The 20443-nt window shown below is 43.2% G+C and carries 16 protein-coding genes and 1 tRNA gene; 11 read left to right on the top strand and 6 right to left on the bottom strand.

Translation table 11 applies throughout. The features are described 5' to 3' along the window. Positions 1-32: 32 nt before the first annotated feature. Complete coding sequence (locus D2V05_RS17725) at positions 33-2120, bottom strand: tetratricopeptide repeat-containing sensor histidine kinase (RefSeq protein ID WP_183114857.1); 2088 nt, start codon at positions 2118-2120, stop codon at positions 33-35. Between the two features lie 440 nt (positions 2121-2560). On the opposite strand from D2V05_RS17725, the gene D2V05_RS17720 reads away from it, so the two are divergent. The 9 genes from D2V05_RS17720 (at position 2561) to D2V05_RS17680 (ending at position 11525) form a co-directional block, all read left to right on the top strand. Beyond that, positions 2561-3367 (top strand): alpha/beta hydrolase, encoded by an 807-nt coding sequence (locus D2V05_RS17720; RefSeq protein WP_119648850.1) that lies wholly within the window; start codon positions 2561-2563, stop codon positions 3365-3367. A 28-nt stretch (positions 3368-3395) separates the two neighbouring features. Then, positions 3396-4094, top strand: coding sequence for a hydrolase (locus D2V05_RS17715; RefSeq protein WP_119648849.1), 699 nt, complete (start codon positions 3396-3398; stop codon positions 4092-4094). A gap of 56 nt (positions 4095-4150) precedes the next feature. Next, positions 4151-5149 (top strand): alpha/beta fold hydrolase, encoded by a 999-nt coding sequence (locus tag D2V05_RS17710; protein ID WP_220473577.1) that lies wholly within the window; start codon positions 4151-4153, stop codon positions 5147-5149. Between the two features lie 43 nt (positions 5150-5192). After that, positions 5193-6956, top strand: coding sequence for an amidohydrolase (locus D2V05_RS17705; RefSeq protein ID WP_119648848.1), 1764 nt, complete (start codon positions 5193-5195; stop codon positions 6954-6956). 29 nt (positions 6957-6985) lie between these two features. Next, entirely contained in the window at positions 6986-8029 is a 1044-nt protein-coding gene (locus D2V05_RS17700) for an MBL fold metallo-hydrolase (protein ID WP_147378307.1), read from the top strand. An 80-nt stretch (positions 8030-8109) separates the two neighbouring features. Beyond that, entirely contained in the window at positions 8110-8667 is a 558-nt protein-coding gene (locus D2V05_RS17695; protein WP_119648846.1) for a YceI family protein, read from the top strand. 23 nt (positions 8668-8690) lie between these two features. Continuing rightward, positions 8691-9128, top strand: coding sequence for a DoxX family protein (locus D2V05_RS17690; RefSeq protein WP_119648845.1), 438 nt, complete (start codon positions 8691-8693; stop codon positions 9126-9128). A gap of 98 nt (positions 9129-9226) precedes the next feature. After that, a complete protein-coding gene (locus D2V05_RS17685) occupies positions 9227-10594 on the top strand; it encodes a porin (RefSeq protein ID WP_119648844.1) in 1368 nt (455 codons plus the stop codon). Positions 10595-10703: 109 nt separating this feature from the next. Next, a complete protein-coding gene (locus tag D2V05_RS17680; protein ID WP_119648843.1) occupies positions 10704-11525 on the top strand; it encodes an alpha/beta fold hydrolase in 822 nt (273 codons plus the stop codon). Between the two features lie 357 nt (positions 11526-11882). Here the strand turns inward: D2V05_RS17680 and D2V05_RS17675 are convergent. Then, a tRNA-Ser gene (locus tag D2V05_RS17675) sits at positions 11883-11967 on the bottom strand. Positions 11968-12069: 102 nt separating this feature from the next. Between D2V05_RS17675 and D2V05_RS17670 the strand changes: the two genes are divergently transcribed. Beyond that, complete coding sequence (locus D2V05_RS17670) at positions 12070-12822, top strand: sulfite exporter TauE/SafE family protein (RefSeq protein ID WP_119648842.1); 753 nt, start codon at positions 12070-12072, stop codon at positions 12820-12822. Between the two features lie 26 nt (positions 12823-12848). Continuing rightward, the gene (locus D2V05_RS17665) at positions 12849-14048 is read left to right on the top strand and encodes a DegT/DnrJ/EryC1/StrS family aminotransferase (protein ID WP_119648841.1); all 1200 of its coding nucleotides are present in this window, start codon (positions 12849-12851) and stop codon (positions 14046-14048) included. A 127-nt stretch (positions 14049-14175) separates the two neighbouring features. Here D2V05_RS17665 and ribB read toward each other — a convergent pair whose 3' ends face one another. Genes ribB through D2V05_RS17645 form a run of 4 tightly spaced genes read right to left on the bottom strand, consistent with a single transcriptional unit; the run spans position 14176 to position 20401 of the window. Further along, the gene (ribB, locus tag D2V05_RS17660) at positions 14176-15303 is read right to left on the bottom strand and encodes a 3,4-dihydroxy-2-butanone-4-phosphate synthase (protein ID WP_235855489.1); all 1128 of its coding nucleotides are present in this window, start codon (positions 15301-15303) and stop codon (positions 14176-14178) included. Between the two features lie 18 nt (positions 15304-15321). After that, complete coding sequence (locus D2V05_RS17655) at positions 15322-17364, bottom strand: LptF/LptG family permease (protein WP_313786757.1); 2043 nt, start codon at positions 17362-17364, stop codon at positions 15322-15324. A gap of 3 nt (positions 17365-17367) precedes the next feature. After that, positions 17368-18015 carry an outer membrane lipoprotein periplasmic chaperone LolA1 gene (gene lolA1, locus D2V05_RS17650; protein ID WP_119641848.1) on the bottom strand — a complete coding sequence of 216 codons (648 nt, stop codon included), beginning with the start codon at positions 18013-18015 and terminating at the stop codon, positions 17368-17370. A 4-nt stretch (positions 18016-18019) separates the two neighbouring features. Then, the gene (locus tag D2V05_RS17645) at positions 18020-20401 is read right to left on the bottom strand and encodes a DNA translocase FtsK (RefSeq protein WP_119648839.1); all 2382 of its coding nucleotides are present in this window, start codon (positions 20399-20401) and stop codon (positions 18020-18022) included. Positions 20402-20443 lie beyond the last annotated feature (42 nt).

Below are 20443 nucleotides of genomic sequence, written 5' to 3'. Positions count from 1 at the left end.
AAAGTCTGATATCAGTGGTTTCAACACTCCATCTAACTGCCGTGGAAAAGAATGGAAATCCTTGTACCACCTTTGTTTTCAAGTGTGCAAACGCCTGCAATATCCTCACAAAGACCTTTAATAAGGTTCAAACCCATAGAATTTGGGGCTTTGTTCGTGTACCTGTCCGGAATTCCGACCCCATTATCCTGAATCACCAATTCAATTTGCCCTTTTTTAGTATTCCGTAGGGAAATAGTAATGGTCCCTTCGGATTTTCCGGGAAATGCATATTTGATGGAATTCGTTATGGTCTCATTCAAGATCAAGCCAAGGGGTATGGCATACGAGTGATCCAATATGATCTGTTCTATATTTAAGCTGAACTTTATTTTTGGGTCTTGGTTATAACTGAATTTTAGAAATTCCACAAGTTCTGGGACATAATCCTTCATATTAATGGCAGAAAGATTATTGGATTGATACAGTTTTTGATGGATGATGGACAAGGCCTGGATCCTTTGTTTACTTTCCTGGATTGCTGTTAAGGCCTCCTCATGTTTAAGGTACCCGGATTGTGCTCCCAAAAGGCCCATTACCATTTGGTAATTGTTTTTTACACGATGATGGATTTCCTTTACCAACCAATCTTTTTCGTTGACCAATCGTTCTAGATGTCTGTTCTTTTGGGCAATTTCAATTTGACTGTATGCCAACATTTTGTTCGTTTTCTGTTTTAAGTGATAGCGATAGTATATAATCCCTATCAGAACAAGGGCCACTGAAATAATACTGTTGCGCAGGATACGGGAATTTTTAAGCTTGTTTTCCTGTACCATATTATTGTTACTCAATTGTTGGATCTCACTTTCCTTTCTCGCTGTTTCATATTTTACCTGCAATTCCTCCAATTGTTTGTTGCGTTTATCGTTGAATATGGTATCATTCAGGCTTTTGTATTTTTGGAAGGATGCAATGGCGGATAAATAATTTCCGACTGCGGAATCTGCCTTGAAATTGGAAAGATAAATGTCTTTGATAACCGACCGGGGGAGTTTTGTTTCTTCCTTTGAAGTCGCCATGTTCAAAAAATATTGTGCGAGCACGTTCTTTTTTGTCTTTAAGAAAAAATTCCCTGCATCCCTATAGGCCAGCGTCTGGAACCCGTCATCATAGCTTGATTTATTGTATTGATCTATCATTTCGAGATAATACTTCTCTGCCTTGGGATAATCTAGCATGGCTTCATGGCAATACCCCAAGTTTTGGGCCACCGTTGCCAACTCCAAAGGGGTAACCGGCTTAAATTTTTTATTTATATCTGTGACAAGCAACATCGCTTCGCTTGCTTTCCCTTGCTTTATCAATTGAAGGGCCAATAATCCAGTCGTCCTATATATAAGACTCTTATTTCGATTCTTCTTTGTGATAAGGTCCAAATCCTTGCGGTACCATTTTATACTTTCCTCATGTTGTCCCAATTCCTGAAAAACCAAGGCAAGCTCCCCGTAAAATATCTCTGCATTTTTGATGTCCTTTGTCTGTTCCATATTGTTTATGCACGCTTCTGCGTAAAAAAGGGATTTATCAAAATCCCCCCGATATCTGTTGACCACGGATAGCATATAATAGGTATCATATAACTTTTGATGCCCGACGCTTAAATAAGTGTCCAAGACCCATAACAATTCTTTTTCGGCCAGGTAAAATTTTCCAAAGGCAAAATGGTGGTCGGCAATTTTCAACATGACCCCGGCTTCATTGTCCCTATCATCCAATTCCCGATATAGGTCCAATGCATTTTGAAAGGCCAACAGGGTTGGATCATAGTTTCCCAACTCCCTATTATAGCTATAGCCCAACTGTTGCCATGTCCGGGCCTCCTTTTGCCTATTTCCCTCAATCCGAAGTTTATGTATGACCTCCATAAAATATTCCCTGCCCTTTGATACATCACCAATCCTTAAATAAGCATTGCCTAGTAGGCATAGACTTTGATCTTTATAGGAATCCAATTGAAGGGAATCACTTAGAAAGAGTGCTTCCTTGAACAGGGTGATGGCACTGTCCGATAAGATGTTATGCTGCTCCAGGACAAAGCCAAACCTATCCAGATAGGAATTTCCCAGTTCGAACTGCAATTTAATGCGATTGGTGTCAGGTTTGCTAGCCTTTAAGAGTGCACGTAATTCCTTGGAAGATTTGAATACAGGTTCTTGGGCATAACAGGATGAATAAGCCCATACCAATGAACACACGCATACTAACCACCTATACATCACTTTTTATGTCATTTGCCCAAATTCCTTTCCAATTTCTGAAACGATGATGAAGTACATTACAAAACCAAATTAGGAAATATCTAAATACCTGGCTTTCAATTTTTAAAAAATGTAATTATACATGCTTGGGTTCATTTCTGAACACCAAAAAACCGTTTTATTTCACGGTTTTCGGTGTAAAGCCATGGGATTTCGTGGTCTTGAGATGCTTTTTATTTTTTAATTATTTGATAATCAAGTAAATATATTTTTGGTATTTAAGATGTATTCCATTGGGCAAACCTTAAATACAGGAGCATATGCGAGTCAAAACGATTCTTTTCATTACCGGGGCATTTATCCATAACAGTTGCTGGGACCCTTGGAAATCCTATTTTGAAAGTAAGGGCTATAGTACCCTTGCACCAGCTTGGCCCAACAAAGATCTTTCCCCTGAAGAACTTCGTAACGGTCAACCCAATCACGGCATTGCATCCAATCGGTTGTCCGATCTGACGGATTTTTTCGCCCAAACGGCAAAATCCCTTTCCGTGGAGCCTATACTTATTGGACATTCCATAGGTGGACTGATTGTTCAAATCCTATTACAACGCGGCATCGGGTCGGCAGGTGTGGCCATTCATCCGGTTCCCCCACAAGGAATTTTTACCCTTAAATGGTCCTTTTTAAAGGCAGGTTGGGGTGCCCTAGGTTTTTTTACATCGACCAAAAGGGCATACCTCATGTCCTTTGAACAATGGCAATATGCCTTTACCAATGGAATGCCGTGCGAGGAGCAAAAGGAATCCTATTACCAATATGTTGTTCCGGAATCCAAAAAAATGGTACGGGATACCATAACAAAGGCAGCAAAGATAAATTTTATGGATGCCCGCCCCCCATTGCTCATTACCTCCGGGAGTAATGACCACTCCATCCCGGCATCCCTCAACTATGCCAATTATAGAAAATATGGCGAAAGCAAATCCGTAACCGACTATATAGAGTTCAAGGGCCGGAACCATTATGTGCTGGGGCAACCTACTTGGAGAGAGGATGCTTCATACATATGGAACTGGATTGAAAAGACCATGGAATTAAAAGCAGCCAATGAGAAGTACAATTAAAAATTTGTTCAACCTAAATAACACTACAATGGAAAAAAAAGTCAAGAGTATCATTATCGCAGTGGCAAGCCTGTTCTCGCTTGTACATTATGGACAAACACCATCACCAGACCTTCTAACTCCCGAGAACCATGCATTGGTCCTTATTGATTTTGAAGGCCAAATGGCATTTGCAGTATCAAGTGGAAGCATTTACGAACTTAGGAACAATACTGCGATAATCGCAGGGGCCTCCAAGATTTTCAATGTTGCGACCGTGGTGACCACAGTGGCAGAAAAGTCCTTCAGCGGACCTGTCTTCCCAGAAATTATGGAGTTTTATCCACCCACATCCACCACATACTTGGATAGGACCACAATGAATACGTGGGAGGATGTCAATGCCCACAAAGCCATTATTGGAAAAAGGAAAAAGAAGATCGTCTTTGCCGGACTTTGGACAAGTGTATGTATCACAGGACCGGCACTCTCTGCCCTAGCGGAGGGATATGATGTCTACATCCTTACCGATGCTTGCGGGGATGTAAGCAAGGAAGCCCATGAAATCAGTATCGAAAGAATGGTCCAAGCAGGTGTGAAACCCATGACTTCTGTGCAATATCTGCTTGAACTCCAAAGGGATTGGGCCCGAAAATCAACCTATGTACAAGTCAACGATCTCATTAAGAAATATGGTGGAGGGTATGGACTTGGCGTTCAGTATGCCCAAGAAATGCTCAAACATTAAGGGCCACAATTGGGCAAATCCATAAAAAATATATTAAAACGATAAACATTGAAGACATGAAAAAAACAAAACTCTTGAGAATTTCAACTCTAAGTTGCAGTTCTATCATAGTCATGGTCCTGTTGACCGGTTGTATGGGAAAGAAACAGGAGGCAAAGGAAATTAATGCGACCCCAACCGAACCAGTTGCAGAGGCAATAATGGTTCCGGCGGAACCACCATCCAATTTTCAACACCAAATGGCGAATGTTAATGGGATCAACTTGCACTATGTCATAGGTGGAAAAGGGGAGCCCTTGGTACTGCTACACGGATTTGGCCAAAACTGGTATATGTGGAACCGATTATTGCCTGAGCTCTCCAAACATTTCACCGTCATCGCCCCTGACCTCAGGGGAATCGGTGAATCGGATAAACCGGAAAGCGGTTATGACAAAAAGACCATGGCCGTCGATATCCATGAAATGGTCAAGCAACTGGGCTACGAAAAGATCAATTTGGTAGGTCACGATATTGGAATGATGGTCGCATATGCCTATGCGGCACAGTTCGGAAATGAAGTAAAGAAAATAGCGTTATTGGATGCATTGCTCCCTGGGGTCGAGCCGGTTTGGCAACAATTGTCCACAACGGTATGGCATTTTGGGTTCTTTTCCAGACCCGTGGCAGGGGAAGTCGTAGCCGGGAAGGAAGAAATGTTTTTTAAGGACTTTTGGACCACGGTCACCCCAATGAAACGCCCATTCTCAAAAGATGAGGAGGATGAGTTCATACGGGCCTATTCGGTCAAAGGATCTACCACAGGTAGTTTTCATTGGTTCGGGGATTTTCAGAAGGATGTCATTGACAACCATGAATTCATGAAACATAAACTGGAAATGCCCATGCTTGCCATGGGTGGGGAATATTTCAGTGCACCATTTCTGGCAGAGCATTGCCGGCTTGTGGCAGAAGAGGTTACCGAGGCAAAAATCAAGGGGTCTGGGCACTGGGTGGTCCAAGAACAAACGGAACAGGTTCAAAAAGGATTAATGGATTTCTTTTTAAAGGGATAATACAGTCCTACTTAATCATCTCCAATTTTAATAAAGTCAAGTCATGTATAAATACATCTCTATATCGATGCTGTTGATAGGTTTTTTCACCAGTGCCCAGCATAATGCCGATTTTATACTATACAATGGCAAAGTGGCCACTATGGAAAAGCCAGGGGAATTTGTGGAGGCAATCGCCTCAAAAGATGGCATCATCTTGGCCACTGGAACCTCGGAATCCATTTTGTCAAATTATAAAAATGATTCCACCCGAGTAATCGATGCTTCCGGAAAAACTGTGATCCCTGGTTTGAACGATAGCCATATCCATATCATTCGGGAGGGGCTGAATTTTAACAGCGAGCTTCGATGGGACGGAGTAAAGACCTTGAAAAGGGCTATGGAAATGCTCAAGGAGCAGGCAGAAAGGACTCCGGAAGGCAAATGGATCAAAGTTGTCGGGGGTTGGAACGAATACCAGTTCAAGGAAAAGCGCCAACCTACCATAGCAGAAATCAACGCTGCCGTACCGAACAAGCCCGTATACATTACCTACCTCTACGGAAAGGCCTTTATCAATAAAAAGGGTATCGAGGTCTTGGGCTATGACAGGAATACCTATTATGAAGGAAGTCTGGTGGAATTGGATAAGGATAGTGTGCCCACCGGGTTGATCTTTGCCAAGGAAACCCCTAGGGCCATTTATTCCACATTGGGCCTAACCACCAAATTGGACCAAGAGGAACGACTTAACAGTACCTTACATTTCTACCGGGAACTGAACCGTTTTGGGATCACCAGTGCCGTTGATGCGGCCGGGGGAGGACAGAATTATCCAGCCGATTATGAAGTGGCCCTCCAGTTGGCACAGGAAAATAAGTTGACGGTGAGAACCTCCTATTATTTGTTTGCCCAACAAAAGGATCGGGAATTACAGGATTACCAGGAATGGATACTGTGTACTCATCCCAACAAGAACGATCAAATGCTCATGGCCAATGGTTTTTCCATGGAAGGGGCGGGTGAAAACATTGTGGCCACGGCGGCAGATTTTGAAAATTTTCTGGAACCAAGGACCATTCTTTCCGAGCAGATGGAAGAGGATCTAGAGCCCGTGATCAAGCTTCTGGTCAAAAATAGATGGCCCTTCAGGTTACATGCCACCTATGGCGAATCCATAGATCGAATGTTGAATGTCTTTGAAAAAGTGAATGCGGAAACCCCTTTCAATGGACTGAGATGGTTTTTTGACCATGCCGAAACCATCTCCGATTCCGAACTCAAACGTGTGCAAAAACTTGGAGGGGGTATTGCGGTCCAATTCCGGATGTATTTCCAAGGGGAATTGTACACCAAGCGATACGGCAAGCCCAAACAACAGATACCGCCCATAAAGAAAATGTTGGAAATGGGGATTCCAGTAGGTATGGGTACCGATGCGACCCGGATTTCGACCTATAATCCATGGATGGCCATGCATTGGCTCATTACCGGGAAAACTATTGGTGACATGCAATTTTGGCCCAAGGACCAAGTCTTGGACCGGTTTACTGCACTTCAACTATATACTTCAGGTAGTGCATGGTGTTCGGGTGAGGAAAATGTCAAGGGAAAACTTATCAAAGGAATGTATGCCGATATGACCCTGCTTTCTGATGACTATTTCTCCATTAAGGACGATGATATCAAAGGGATAACCTCATTGCTCACGGTACTAAACGGAAAAATCGTATTTGGCTCTGGTAGCTACGAGGGCTACAATCCACCATTGCCACCGGTGATTCCCGAATGGTCGCCCGTCAACTATTATGGTGGCTATCAAAACTAAACCGCTGTTGAATCCAAAAACTGAAATGAATGGAAACCATTATTAAATATGGCATGTGTGGACTTTTGTATGCAATGATCGTCATGATGTCCATCAATCCTTTGTATTCCCAATTTCCCATGCCCCCTGAAGTACCTATATGGGATGCGAACAAGGTATCACTGACCTTACACAAAATCACGGATGATGTCTATGCCGTAATTCCGGTTACCGCAGAGACAGAGACAACAAAAGGAATACCGCAGGCCACGACAGCAGGGTTTATCATTGGGGAAAAGGGGGTGGTCTTAATTGAGACTATGTTGTCCAAAAGACTTTATGACCAACTGTATACCCTGGTAAAGGGTGTAACCCAAAAGCCGATACTCTATGCCATTAACACCAGTGACCATGGAGACCATTGTTTTGGGAACTATCTGTTGCCCGATCCAACCCTGATCATCCAAAATGAGTACGGACAAAAGAACCTGGCCAACAATTACCAGAGCATCAAACAATTCATGGTAATGCTTTTCGGTAAGGATAGGGGCATTGAGGAAAGTGAGCTAAGGGCTGCCGATATTATTGTTCCGAAAGACCAAAAAATGGTCATCAATATGGGGAAAGACCTTAAAATAGAACTTATGAACACTGGAACTGCCCAATCCCCTGCGGATCTGTTTGTATATGTCAGAACGAATACCAAGAACATTCTATGGGCGGGCAATGCATTTATTGCCGAGTCACCCACCATTCCATGGCTTTTTGATGGTTTCTTTCTTGAGCCGGTCGCCAACCTCAATAAAATGTACAACCTGTTGGGGGCAAACGATGTTGTTGTCCCGGGCCATGGTCGCATTACCGATAAAGAGGGAATCAAGTTTACGGTCGACTACGTCAATACCTTGAAGGAACATATGGAACGGGCCATAAAAAGGGGACTTACCCTGGAACAGACCCTTGAGGCAACCCCAATGAAGGAATTTGACAAAGGATATGTCCTATTCCATTGGCTGCATTACAATTTCAATCTTCCCACAGCCTATAGGGAAATCAAAAAAATGTCAATGGAACCGGTAGGGCTAAATCCATAGGAATGGGAGAATGTGGGGTCTTGTTGAAAAGCCTCCAATTTAAAATAATAACTATTGAAACTGATTTAAAAGCGAAAATTATGGAAACTACAAAATGGATGATTGATTCCAACCATTCGGAAATAGGTTTTAAGGTAAAACATATGATGTTTACCAATGTATCTGGACACTTTAGGGAATTTGAAGCGGAAGCGGAAACCGAAGATCATTTCCTTCAGGACGGTCAATTTAAGTTCAGGGGGAAGGTATCCTCGTTGAACACAGGAAACCCTGATAGGGATGCCCATTTATTGGGAACCGATTTCTTTGACGCGGAAAAGTATCCCGAATTCACTTATGAATCGACTTCCTATACCAAAGATGGGGATGGGGATTTTGTACTAAAAGGGATATTGACCTTGAAGGGCATCAGTAGACCCATTTCCCTGAGAGCAGAATTTCATGGATCTGCACAGGATCCATGGGGCAATGAAAAGGCCGGGTTTGGATTGGTGGGGAGCCTGAACAGAAAGGATTGGGGCCTTAATTGGAACACTGCGTTGGAAACTGGTGGTGTGCTTGTTGGGGAGGAAGTGAAGCTGATCATTGAATTACAGTTTATCCGAGTACAGGAGGAATCCTATACCAGTGTTCTATAGTCTTGAGGTTAATTTCAAAGGTCATGATGCGTAAGGTCTTAATGCGATTTTTGTCAACGGACATTACTGGAAAGGTTGTCCATATTGCCCTTTTGGCCCTTCGAACCCTAGCTTCCTTGGAACTAATTGTGGTCCATGGATTCAAAAAAATCGGAATCGGGGTTGCTATTCCCGAAAAGGTGCCCAATCCGCTGGGATTACCGGAACAATTGAACGAATTCCTGGCCATTGCGAGCAATTTGGGTTTTCCGATTCTCATCATTTTCGGATTTCTCACAAGATTGGCAACAGTGCCGGTTTTGGTGGTGACATTGACGGGTTATTGGGTGGTCCACGCCCATGACCCGCTGTTGGTGAAGGATGTGCCCTTCATGTATTCCTTGGTCTACCTTTTCATTTTTGTGGTGGGCCCGGGGAAATACGCCTTGGATACCGTCTTGTTTACCAAACTGAATAGATGAAAATCCCCCTGAAACAGGATTTTCTTTAAAAATCATAGAAAGGAACGTCCATATTTAGGATTGGAGATGGTCAAAATCATAATGTTTAAAAACCGTATATGATACGTTTTCCAAAGATTTTTTGGGGTGTTTTTTCCATATTGTTTGTGTCATATGTAGGGTATGCCCAGGATAAGGTACCAATGGTCTTCCATTTGCTGGGTCAAGATGATGATATGTCCTTCCTATTGGAACAGAGGGAAAAAACCATTTATGAGGACCTAAAATGGATCGGGTTAACGGAGCATAGTGCATTGTCATTGGGAGGAAGTTATCGCTTTCAAACGGAACATTTTATCCATGAAAACTTCACCACCATGGGAAATCAAGATAATATTTGGTATCTCCAGCGGTTGTTGTTGCATACCCATTTAAGGATCCAAAACCATTTTGAACTTTATCTTGAATTGAATTCGAGCACTGTAGTGGGTAAAAAAGACGTTTCACCCGTGGACAAGGATGTATTGGCAATGAACCAAGCTTTTGCCACCTATCATTTTGATGACCATTTGAGCATTTCCCTGGGGAGACAGAATTTGAAATTCGGAAGTCGCAGACTCATTGACATCCGGGAGGGACCCAACGTTCGAAGGTCCTTTGATATCTTGCGTTGGGACTATGTCGATGAACTGACCAATGTTACTACTTTTTTCTCCGTACCCGTAAGGACAAGACAGGGCATTTTTGACAATACCTATCTCAATTTCGATGAAACATTTTCTGGATTGTATGTGACCAAAAAGTTTGGGCCGATTTCCAATCTTGATGTTTATGGATTTTATCAAAAGGACAATGGGGCCACATACAATGCGGGTACAGCGGATGAAAGGCGGTATTCTTTGGGAGTGCGTTATTTCGGAAAGATGGGGACATTCAGTTTCAATAATGAAGGGGTATATCAGTTCGGTCGTTTTGGAGAACTGGATATCCGGGCTTATACCGTCTCATTGAACGGTGAACTGAGCACAGCTTTTTTTGGTGATGGGACAGTGTTCGGCCTAAAAACAGAAGTGATCAGTGGGGATAGGAAGCCAGGGGATGGGAATCTGAACACCTTTGATCCCCTTTATCCAAGAGGGGCCTATTTTGGCCGGGTAGCAAGGTTCGGTCCGTCAAACCTAATCGATTTCCACCCATATATGAACATAAGGAAGTCAAACCACTATGTGGAAATGGATTACGATGTGTTCTGGCGCTATTCCAAAGAAGATGGGGTGTATGACGCTGGACAACAATTGGCATATCCTTCCGTAAACACCAAAGCATTTATAGGTAATCAATTTGGATTGCTCTATGGGTTGGACATAAACAATCATCTCAATATGGAATTGGAGACCAATCTGATTGTTCCAGATGATTTTTTACGGGACAGTGGACTGTCCGCTACATTGTTCCACGCCGTACTCACGGCTGAGTTCCGGTTTTGAATCCCAATATGACAGCAATCGAATGCGCGGCAAAAAAGGATGGCTCGCAGGAATAAAACAATTAATCCTTAGGAACAGATATTGAAATTAAACTTTAAAATACAGCACTATGAAAACATTAAAATTAAAAGATGGGACTGAAATCAGTTACAAGGATTGGGGTGAGGGCCAACCCATATTTTTCCATCATGGATGGCCGCTCTCCAGTGATGATTGGGATGCACAAATGATGTTCTTTGTCAATCAGGGCTTTCGAGTAGTTGCCCATGATAGGAGGGGACACGGAAGGTCGACCCAAACAGGATCGGGTCATAATATGGATACTTATGCCGCCGATGTAGCAGAGTTGGTTGCGGCCTTGGATTTGAGGAACACCATACACGTGGGGCACTCAACCGGCGGTGGGGAAGCCATTCGATACGCTTCCAAGTATGGTCAAGAACGAGTGGCCAAGGTGGTGCTGATCAGTGCCGTGACACCAATAATGGTAAAAACGGAACGATATCCTGATGGTGTCCCCATGTCAGTATTTGATGAGATCCGTTTGAATACTGCAACACGTCGGCCCCAATATTTCAAGGATTTTACAGTTCCCTTTTTTGGTTATAACCGTGATAATTCAGTTGTTTCCCAAGGAATAATGGACAATTGGTGGCGTCAGGGAATGATGGGGGGCATAAAGGCACACTATGATTGTATCAAGGCATTTTCCGAAACGGATTTTACGGAGGATCTGCAAAGTGTCAAAGTTCCGGTGTTGGTCATGCATGGGGATGATGATCAAATTGTACCTATAGACACAACGGCCAAGCTGGCAGTCAAACTCCTTAAAAAGGGCAGACTGATTTCGTATCCTGGATTTCCGCATGGGATGCCGACGACGGAAGCGGAAACCATCAACAAAGATCTCCTGGCCTTTATTAGGGAGTGATGGAGGGGGGCTGGACAGCTTGTCAAGTCGATTTGGCAGTACGGCCCCGAAAGTCTAGCATTATTCTCAAATCCAACGAGCAGTATTTCTTTTCCTTTATGATGGGATTTGGAAAATAGAACAACAGGCTTCTCCATTAAAAGTTATTATAGTTATGACTAAAGAAGTCAATATTGAGAAGAGGTTGGGATTACGAGTGGATAAGATAAAGCTATTGAAGTTAATATCAGGGAAAATATGCAAAAATATTAGAAATTGACTCCTTTTAAAATTGACCATATAAAAGCAAGTTCTGTCAACTAGATTGTCAACCAAAAAACAAAAGCCCCTAAAAAAGGGGCTTTTCACGTTATAAAGCGGAGGAAGAGGGATTCGAACCCCCGGAGGTGTGACCCTCAACAGTTTTCAAGACTGCCGCATTCGACCACTCTGCCATTCCTCCTAAGCGGGTGCAAATATATAAAGCTTTTTCCTTCTGTGAAAAACCAAATCATTTTATTTTTTATCCATGGCAGAATTCAATTATTGCCTGTACTTTTGAACTATGCTAGAATGGTACCATTATTTGCTCCTGGTCGCGGTCGGTTTTGCCGTAGGATTTATCAACACCGTGGCCGGAGGAGGTTCCCTGCTTTCATTACCGACGCTCATTTTTTTGGGACTTCCAGCTGCAGTGGCCAATGGAACCAATAGGGTGGCCATTGTCATCCAAACGGCCATGGCCACGGCCGGTTTTAAGAGCAAGGGCATTTCCACATTTCCCTTTAATGTGTATTTGGGTATTTCTGCCTTTTTGGGGTCTATTCTTGGGGCTTGGATAGCGGTGGATATCAATGGGGAAACCTTTAATCGGATATTGGCGATGGTCATGTTGGCCGTGGTGCTGATCATCATTTTTAAGCCCAAGATGCGGATGGAGGAAATGCAGGAACGTCTCACCGGGAAATATTTATGGATCAGCCTGATTGTTTTTTTCGGATTTGGTATTTATGGGGGCTTCATCAATGCCGGCCTTGGGTTCTTGATGATGCTGTTCACACATTACGTCAACCGGATGAACCTGGTAAGGTCCAATGCCACCAAGGTCACCGTAGTATTTATTTATATGTTGGCGGCATTGGCCGTATTTGCATTTCACGATAAGGTCAATTGGAAAATCGGTTTAATTTTGGCCATAGGCAATGGATCGGGTGCATGGGTGGCCAGTAGGTTTTCGGTAAAACGGGGAGACGGGTTCATCAAGACTTTTCTCGTTGTTGCCGTAGTGATCATGGCCATAAAGCTGTGGTTTTTTTAAGTTGAATTAAAATAGGAAAATAAAGAATGCCAGGATTTGAACTTTTTGGGGATAAGGAACGGAAAGAAGTACAGGATGTATTGGATTCGGGGGTGCTCATGCGCTACGGATTCGATGGTATGCGCAACGGACATTGGAAGGCCAAGGAATTGGAGGCCGCCCTTGCCAAGCGTATGCAGGCCCAACATGTGCATTTGGTGAGCAGTGGTACCGCAGCTTTAACAGTGGCCCTCGCCAGCGCGGGAATTGGAGCAGGGGATGAGGTCATCATGCCCACTTTTACCTTTGTGGCCAGTTTTGAGTCCATTTTGGCGTTGGGAGCTGTCCCTGTCCTTGTGGATATTGATGACACCCTGACCCTTGATCCCGTTGCTGTGGAAAAAGCCATTGGCCCAAAAACCAAAGTGATTATGCCCGTGCATATGTGCGGTTCTATGGCCAATTTGAAGGCATTAAAGGAGATTTGCGATAAGCATGGACTTTTACTTTTGGAGGATGCCTGTCAGGCCATCGGGGGGAGCTATCAAGGGAAACCCTTGGGAAGCTATGGCAACCTCGGCTGTTTTTCTTTCGATTATGTGAAGACCATTACCTGTGGCGAGGGAGGTGCGATTATCACCAACAATGAAACGTATTACGAAAATGCCCATAAATATTCCGATCACGGCCATGACCACATAGGTAATGATAGGGGAGCGGAACAACATCCTTTCTTGGGGTACAATTTCAGGATATCCGAAATGAATGCAGCGGTGGGCTTGGCACAACTTTCCCGTTTGGAGGAGTTTCTTTCCATCCAAAAAAGGAACTATACCATTTTGCGGGAAGCTTTGGCCCAAATTCCAGAAGTGATTTTTAGGTCTGTTCCAGAAGGAGGGGAGGAGAACTATTCGTTCCTCAGTTTCTTTCTTCCAACGGAAGAATTGGCACAAAAGGCGCACAAAGCCCTCGGGGAAAATGGGGTGGATGGTTGCTTTTATTGGTACAGCAACAATTGGCACTATTATAAAAAGTGGGATCACTTGACCCAACTCAAATCCTTGGGCAGTCTACCACAAGAGGTGAAAAATGCACTTCCTGATTATAGCAAGAGTGATTTTTCAGCGTCCGATCATTGGATGGGAAGGACCATCTCCTGTTTGATCAAATTAAGCTGGCCTGAAAAAGAAATGGAGGAGAGGGCTTTGAAAATGGTTTCTGTAGTTCAAGACACACTTTTCAATTGACAATAAGCAATTAACAAATTTCAATTTGGGTTGGTTTTGTCATGCTGAACAAAGTGAAGCATCCCAATGAATCCCTGTTTTAATCAAACGGAATTGCCTGTCATGCTAAGAAGAGCGAGGCATCTTATCAATAATTCACATATTCCACAATTTCCAGACCATATCCTACCATACCTACACGGCGGGTGTGCGCAGAGTTGCTCAACAGACGAATTTTGGAAATGTTCAGGTCGTGCAGTATCTGTGCCCCGATACCGAAATCCTTACTGTCCATCTCAATTTTTGGTGCATTGGTTACACCCTCGGCCTGTAGTTTTTTAAATTCGGACAACCTGTTCAATAGGTTCATGGATTGATTTCCTTGGTTGATAAAGATCATCGCACTTTTTTCCTCATTATTTAAAGCGTGGAACATGCGTTGCAAGGCTTCATCGGGATTATTGGTCAACGTACCCAATATATCATTGTTGACCAAGGTTGAATTGATACGGGTCAAAACAGGTTCCCCACTTTTCCAGTTACCCTTTAAAAGGGCAATGTGAACCTGGTCATTGGTCGTTTGTTGGTAGGCCCTCAACCTAAACTCACCGAACCGGGTCTGAATAGTAAAGGTTTCCTTTAGCTCAATCAGGCTATCATGCTCCATGCGATAGGCAATTAAATCCTCGATGGAGATAATTTTTAAGTCGAATTTTTTGGCGACTTCCATCAATTGGGGCAAACGGGCCATGGTCCCGTCCTCGTTCAAAATTTCCACCAAAATACCGGCAGGTTCCAAGCCTGCCAATCTAGCTAGGTCAATGGCGGCCTCGGTATGCCCAGTTCTGCGCAAAACACCACCGTTCTTGGCACGTAGCGGAAAAATATGTCCTGGTTTCCCCAGTTCATGGGGTTTGGTTTCCTTGTTTACCAAGGCTTGAATGGTCTTGGCCCGGTCATGCACGGATATTCCTGTGGTACAGCCATATCCCAACAAATCTACGGATACGGTAAATTGGGTCTGGTGTAGCACGGTATTGTTCTGGACCATCATGTTCAAACCTAGTTCTTCGCACCTGTCCTCGGTCAGGGGTGCGCAGATGAGCCCGCGGCCGTGCATGGCCATAAAGTTGATCATCTCCGGGGTGACCTTTTCTGCGGCAGCAATAAAATCCCCTTCGTTTTCCCGGTTTTCATCATCCACCACAATAATCACCTTGCCCTCACGAATATCGGCAATGGCTTCCTCTATGGCATTCAGTTGTATTTTTTTCAATTGAAATTGAATTAAGTTTTATCGAATTGAATTAAGGTCCTTTCGAATATGTTTTCTATTTATATAATAAATCACAACGTAGGCCAACATTCCAATAAAAAATATAAGAATTGGATTCAAGAACATATCTTTTCCAATCAATTTATATAGATTCGAAAATTGGATTGAACTTCTCGCAACACAATAAAGAAATACTAGATAGATAAGTACATTTACAGAAACTAATACTGGTAATTGTATCCCAGTAAAGGCCAAAATTATTGGCAGAACAAGAGAAATGAAGTATAAATTTAATGCCCAATCAGCGTATTTTAAATATTGAGAATAATTCTCCAAGGCCTTTTCATACTTCTCATTGCTTAAATCACCTCTGTAACGTAAAACCTCAACCGTTGTTCCTCTAGTTTCTAAAACTTTTAAAGCTGTGTTTCTATATTCTTTTGAATATTCATATTGCTTATAATTTTTTGTCATGTCGACTAGTCTATTGTCAGGATATTTAGATAAATCCATGAACAATTCAGAATTTATGTCTATAGCATCTAAATTTATTTCTTCATCAGCTTCAGCTTCTTCTTCTCTTTTTTTGAAAATGCTTTTTATTCTATCAAAAATATTTCCAAACCCGAACAATCCTTTATCCGCAGTGGCCCTTTTGGTCAAGGATATGCCCAAGGGCATCATGATCAACGTGGAAAGCCAAGCACCAAGGGCAGGGTGTATGTTTCCTTCCTTGGCATAATTGCCGGCGAAAACACCAATAAAATAATAAGTCAAAAATAAGACAATGGCTATTACCATGGGCAATCCAAGTCCGCCTTTTCGGATAATGGCCCCCAAGGGCGCCCCGACAAAGAACAGGATGATACAGGATAGCGCCAAGGCATATTTTTGGTGAAGGGATAGGATATGGCTATTGTAAAATTTATATCTGGTCTGAAGTTCGTCCTTTTTGGCGATTACCGTACTCAGGATACCCGACACGTCATTTTTTGCCTTTTTCATTACCTGCAACTGTTCAAAAGTTTGCATGCTGTTCAACAAGTCATTGACGGTTCTAATGGAATCTTTTTCTACTTTTTTGTCCTTGTCGGAAACAATAAGCTCCGGCGAGGACTTTTTTTCAATACTGTCCTTTTTGACAATCACGGGGAAAGCTCCCATTCGGTTCACAATGTTCTTGGAAAATGCTTCTACTTTTTCCAAGTTGTTCTCGCGCAATGAGTCGATATCCTTGATCAACCGGCTCACATTCTTCATTTTGTTGGTGGTAATGTTCTGATCTTCTTCCAGATCTTGGTCGTTTAGTTCGGAAATATCGATGTTGATGGTATACGTTTCAAAATCCGACTTGGCAAAGGGTTCTTTCCTCCGTTCCTTGGCATCTTTTGGTGTCAGTTCTTCATAGTAATTGCCATCTTTGAGCACCAATTGGATAATGTCGGATTCTTCGCTGCTGATCAACTCCCCGGACTTGGCCTTGATTACCGTGGTATTGATATTTTGATTGTTTTTTTTGTGGATGATGACATTCTCCAGAAAACGATCTTGTTCCCCATGCTTTCGGTCCACTTTGATGTTCATACCTTGCCCGGTTCCTTCAAAGTCACTGAAAACCCCTTCGGTAATTGCGGCGGCAGGTTTCACCTTGGCGATGTTCCGCCTGAGGTTGAACATTTTCTGCTCCGATTTGGGAATCACGTTGTTCGCGAAGAAAAAAGTGACCACGCCCAAAAAGAGTACGAATACGATTAGACTCCGCATGCCTCTCTGTAGCGAAATGCCCGAAGCCTTCATGGCAGCGAACTCATAATTTTCGGCAAAAGTTCCGAAAGTGAGGATGGAAGAAAGCAAAACCGTCAACGGTAATACCTTATCAATCAAGGTAGGTATAAAATAAAAAATGAACTTTGCGATGATTACAATACCCAGACCTTTCCCGGCCAAATCATCAATGAACAGCCATATTCCCTGAAAAATGAATATGACGATCAAGATGAAAAAGGAACTGAAGAAATTATAAAGGAATCTCCTTAATATATACTGGTCTAGTATTTTCAATGCCTAGTTTCTTGTAATGTAATACCCTTTATCCTCGTATTTTTTCTCGTTAAAGGTAAACAGAGTGCTCGAAAGTGGTTGATTGGTTTTGAAAGAATTAACGGTAATGGTGGTCTTGGTGCCATTGTTACCCGTTTGGATCAATTTGTAGATGTGCTTGGTTTCCGTATCGATACCGAGCAACACAGATTTGATTTCTGAATTGGAGTCGATGGGGGTGAGCTTCACATATTGGATTTTTCTGCCTCCAACATTTTGGAGGATGTCCCATTTATAATTATGTCCTGTTTTGTAGAAAGTCAGCATTTTGGATGGGCTCACGTTGTCCTCTTCCTCGTTCACGTCCTCGATGGTCACTTCCTCGTTTTCCGGTACAATGGTATATACTTTCTTACCATCATACAATTGTTCTGCGCCAAGGTAGTTCAATACGTATTTTTCACCGCTCAAGGTTACATTGCCATTGGTTTCCTGTTTTAGGTTGGCCTCGGTGTTTTCCAATGAGGACTGGAATTCAATATAAATATTGTCGTAGGACTTCACCTTGTTGTATACATCATCCAAAAGTGCCTTAGCCTTATCGGCATTCTGTCCGTATGAAAAAAGTCCGACGGTGGATAGTGCGATAAAAAGAATATATTTTTTGATCATGGTTTTATTTTGTTTCATTTTCCAAATGTTGTTCCAAAGAATAAATATCAGGGATTAAAACTTGCCTTGCTTTGCTGCCCTCAAATGGCCCCACAATTCCTGCGGCTTCCAACTGGTCAATAATCCTTCCGGCCCTATTATAGCCTAATTTCAATTTACGTTGGATCAGGGAGGCGGATCCTTGCTGTGCCGTTACAATGACTTCTGCAGCCTCACGGAACATGGCATCCCTTTCCGAAATATCATAATCAATACTTGTGCCAGAATCTTCCCCAACATATTCGGGCAACATGTGAGCTTCTGGATAGGCACGTTGCGACCCAATATAATCCGTAATCTTGGCCACTTCGGGAGTATCCACAAAGGCACACTGCAAACGTGTCATATCATTGCCCTGGGTGTACAACATATCTCCGCGACCGATGAGCTGATCGGCCCCCTGGGCATCCAAAATGGTACGGGAATCAATTTTAGAGGTCACCCTAAAGGCAATTCGGGCAGGGAAGTTGGCCTTGATGATACCTGTGATCACATTGACCGAAGGCCGTTGTGTGGCGATGATCAAATGGATTCCGATGGCCCTGGCCAACTGTGCCAATCTGGCAATGGGTGTTTCCACTTCCTTACCAGCTGTCATGATAAGATCGGCAAACTCGTCAATGACCAAAACAATGTAAGGAAGGAATTTGTGCCCATCGTTGGGGTTCAATTTTCTGGCCTTGAACTTGGCATTATACTCTTTGATGTTCCTCACCATGGCCGTTTTAAGCAGCTCATAGCGGTTGTCCATTTCAATACAGAGCGAGTTCAGGGTGTTGATTACCTTGGTCGTATCGGTGATGATGGCCTCATCCGAATCCGGAAGTTTGGCCAAGAAATGGCGTTCAATCTTATTGTATAGCGTCAGTTCCACTTTCTTGGGATCCACAAAGATGAACTTCACCTCTGCAGGGTGCTTTTTATAGAGCAAAGAAGTGATGACGGCGTTAAGACCCACGGATTTACCCTGACCAGTGGCCCCAGCCATAAGCAAGTGGGGCATTTTGGCCAGATCCACCACAAAGGTCTCGTTGCTGATAGTCTTTCCAAAAGCGACCGGAAGTTCCATTTCAGCCTTTTGGAACTTGTTGGAGGCAATCACAGATCGCATGGAAACCACGGTGGCATTTTTGTTCGGCACCTCGATACCTACCGTTCCTTTTCCGGGAATAGGGGCAATGATACGGATGCCCAATGCTGCCAATGAAAGGGCGATGTCATCCTCCAAGTTTTTGATCTTGGAAATACGGATACCTGCTTCAGGAACAATTTCGTAAAGAGTTACCGTAGGACCTATGGTCGCCTTGATCTGGGCGATGCCAATTTTATAGTTTTTGAGGGTGCTGACGATACGGTTCTTGTTTTCCTCCAGTTCCTCTTGGTTGATGGTAATGCCCCCTGAGGCACCATGTGCATCCAACAAATCGATAGGAGGGAACTTGTAATTACCGAGCTCCAATTTGGGGTCGAACTCACCAAAATCCTTTACCAATTTAGCGGCCTTTACTTCGCTTTCCTCTTCTTCCTTCGTTTCTTCAACGGTCAAATCGATGTCTGATTCCTCTTCTTCTTCTTCGGGCAGGTTTACATCCAAGCCGGCCTCACTTTTAAGAGGGGGAATGTCTTTTTTGTGGGTATAGGTATCGATTTTTTCCTGGGTTTTGTCATTCAAATTGAGTTCAATACCGCTCTCCTCATCATCTTCACTATCAACATGATTGCCTGTGGGTTCTTCAAAATCGGATTTAATCTTTTGTTTTTGGGAACGGAAAAAGTTGGCAAAGCCCTCTGGGGTGAAATTGAACAGACGCACCAAAATGACCATCAATACAAAGATCAAGATGAGGAAAACCCCGATCTTGCCGGTATAATCCTGAAGAAAATCATTGACCTCGTAGCCGATCAATCCACCTAAAAGGGGAAGGTCCGCAGCAAAAAAGCCCAAGGCGACCGAAACCCAAATGATTCCTGTTAGTCCCCAGACCCATTTTCCAACAAGTCCTTTGCCGTCAAGTCCCAAGAAAAGATACAATCCTGTGATGGCCAAAAGGAAGGGGAAGGCGAATGATGCCAATCCAAACCCTTGATACATGAAAAAATGGCTGACACTGGCCCCGAATTTGTTCAAAAGGTTGCTGGCCTGTGCATTGCGGTTGGCAAATTCAGACAGCATGCTCTGGTCCTCCTGCCATGTAAAATAAAAGGACATGAAAGAGAAAAAAAGCGCGATGCTGAGAACGATCAAAAGACTACCAAAGATGATCTTGTTCTGCTTTGAGGGCTTAAAAGACACCTTCTTTTTGGCAGCAGTAGGTTTTGATTTTGATTTTGTTCTTTTTTTTGCCATTAATCCTGTTTAATGCGGGGCTAAGTTACAAATTTACGATGC

The organism is Flagellimonas pelagia (assembly GCF_003584135.1).
GTDB classification, from domain to species: Bacteria; Bacteroidota; Bacteroidia; order Flavobacteriales; family Flavobacteriaceae; genus Flagellimonas; species Flagellimonas pelagia.
This window is presented reverse-complemented; position numbering and strand designations above follow the sequence as displayed.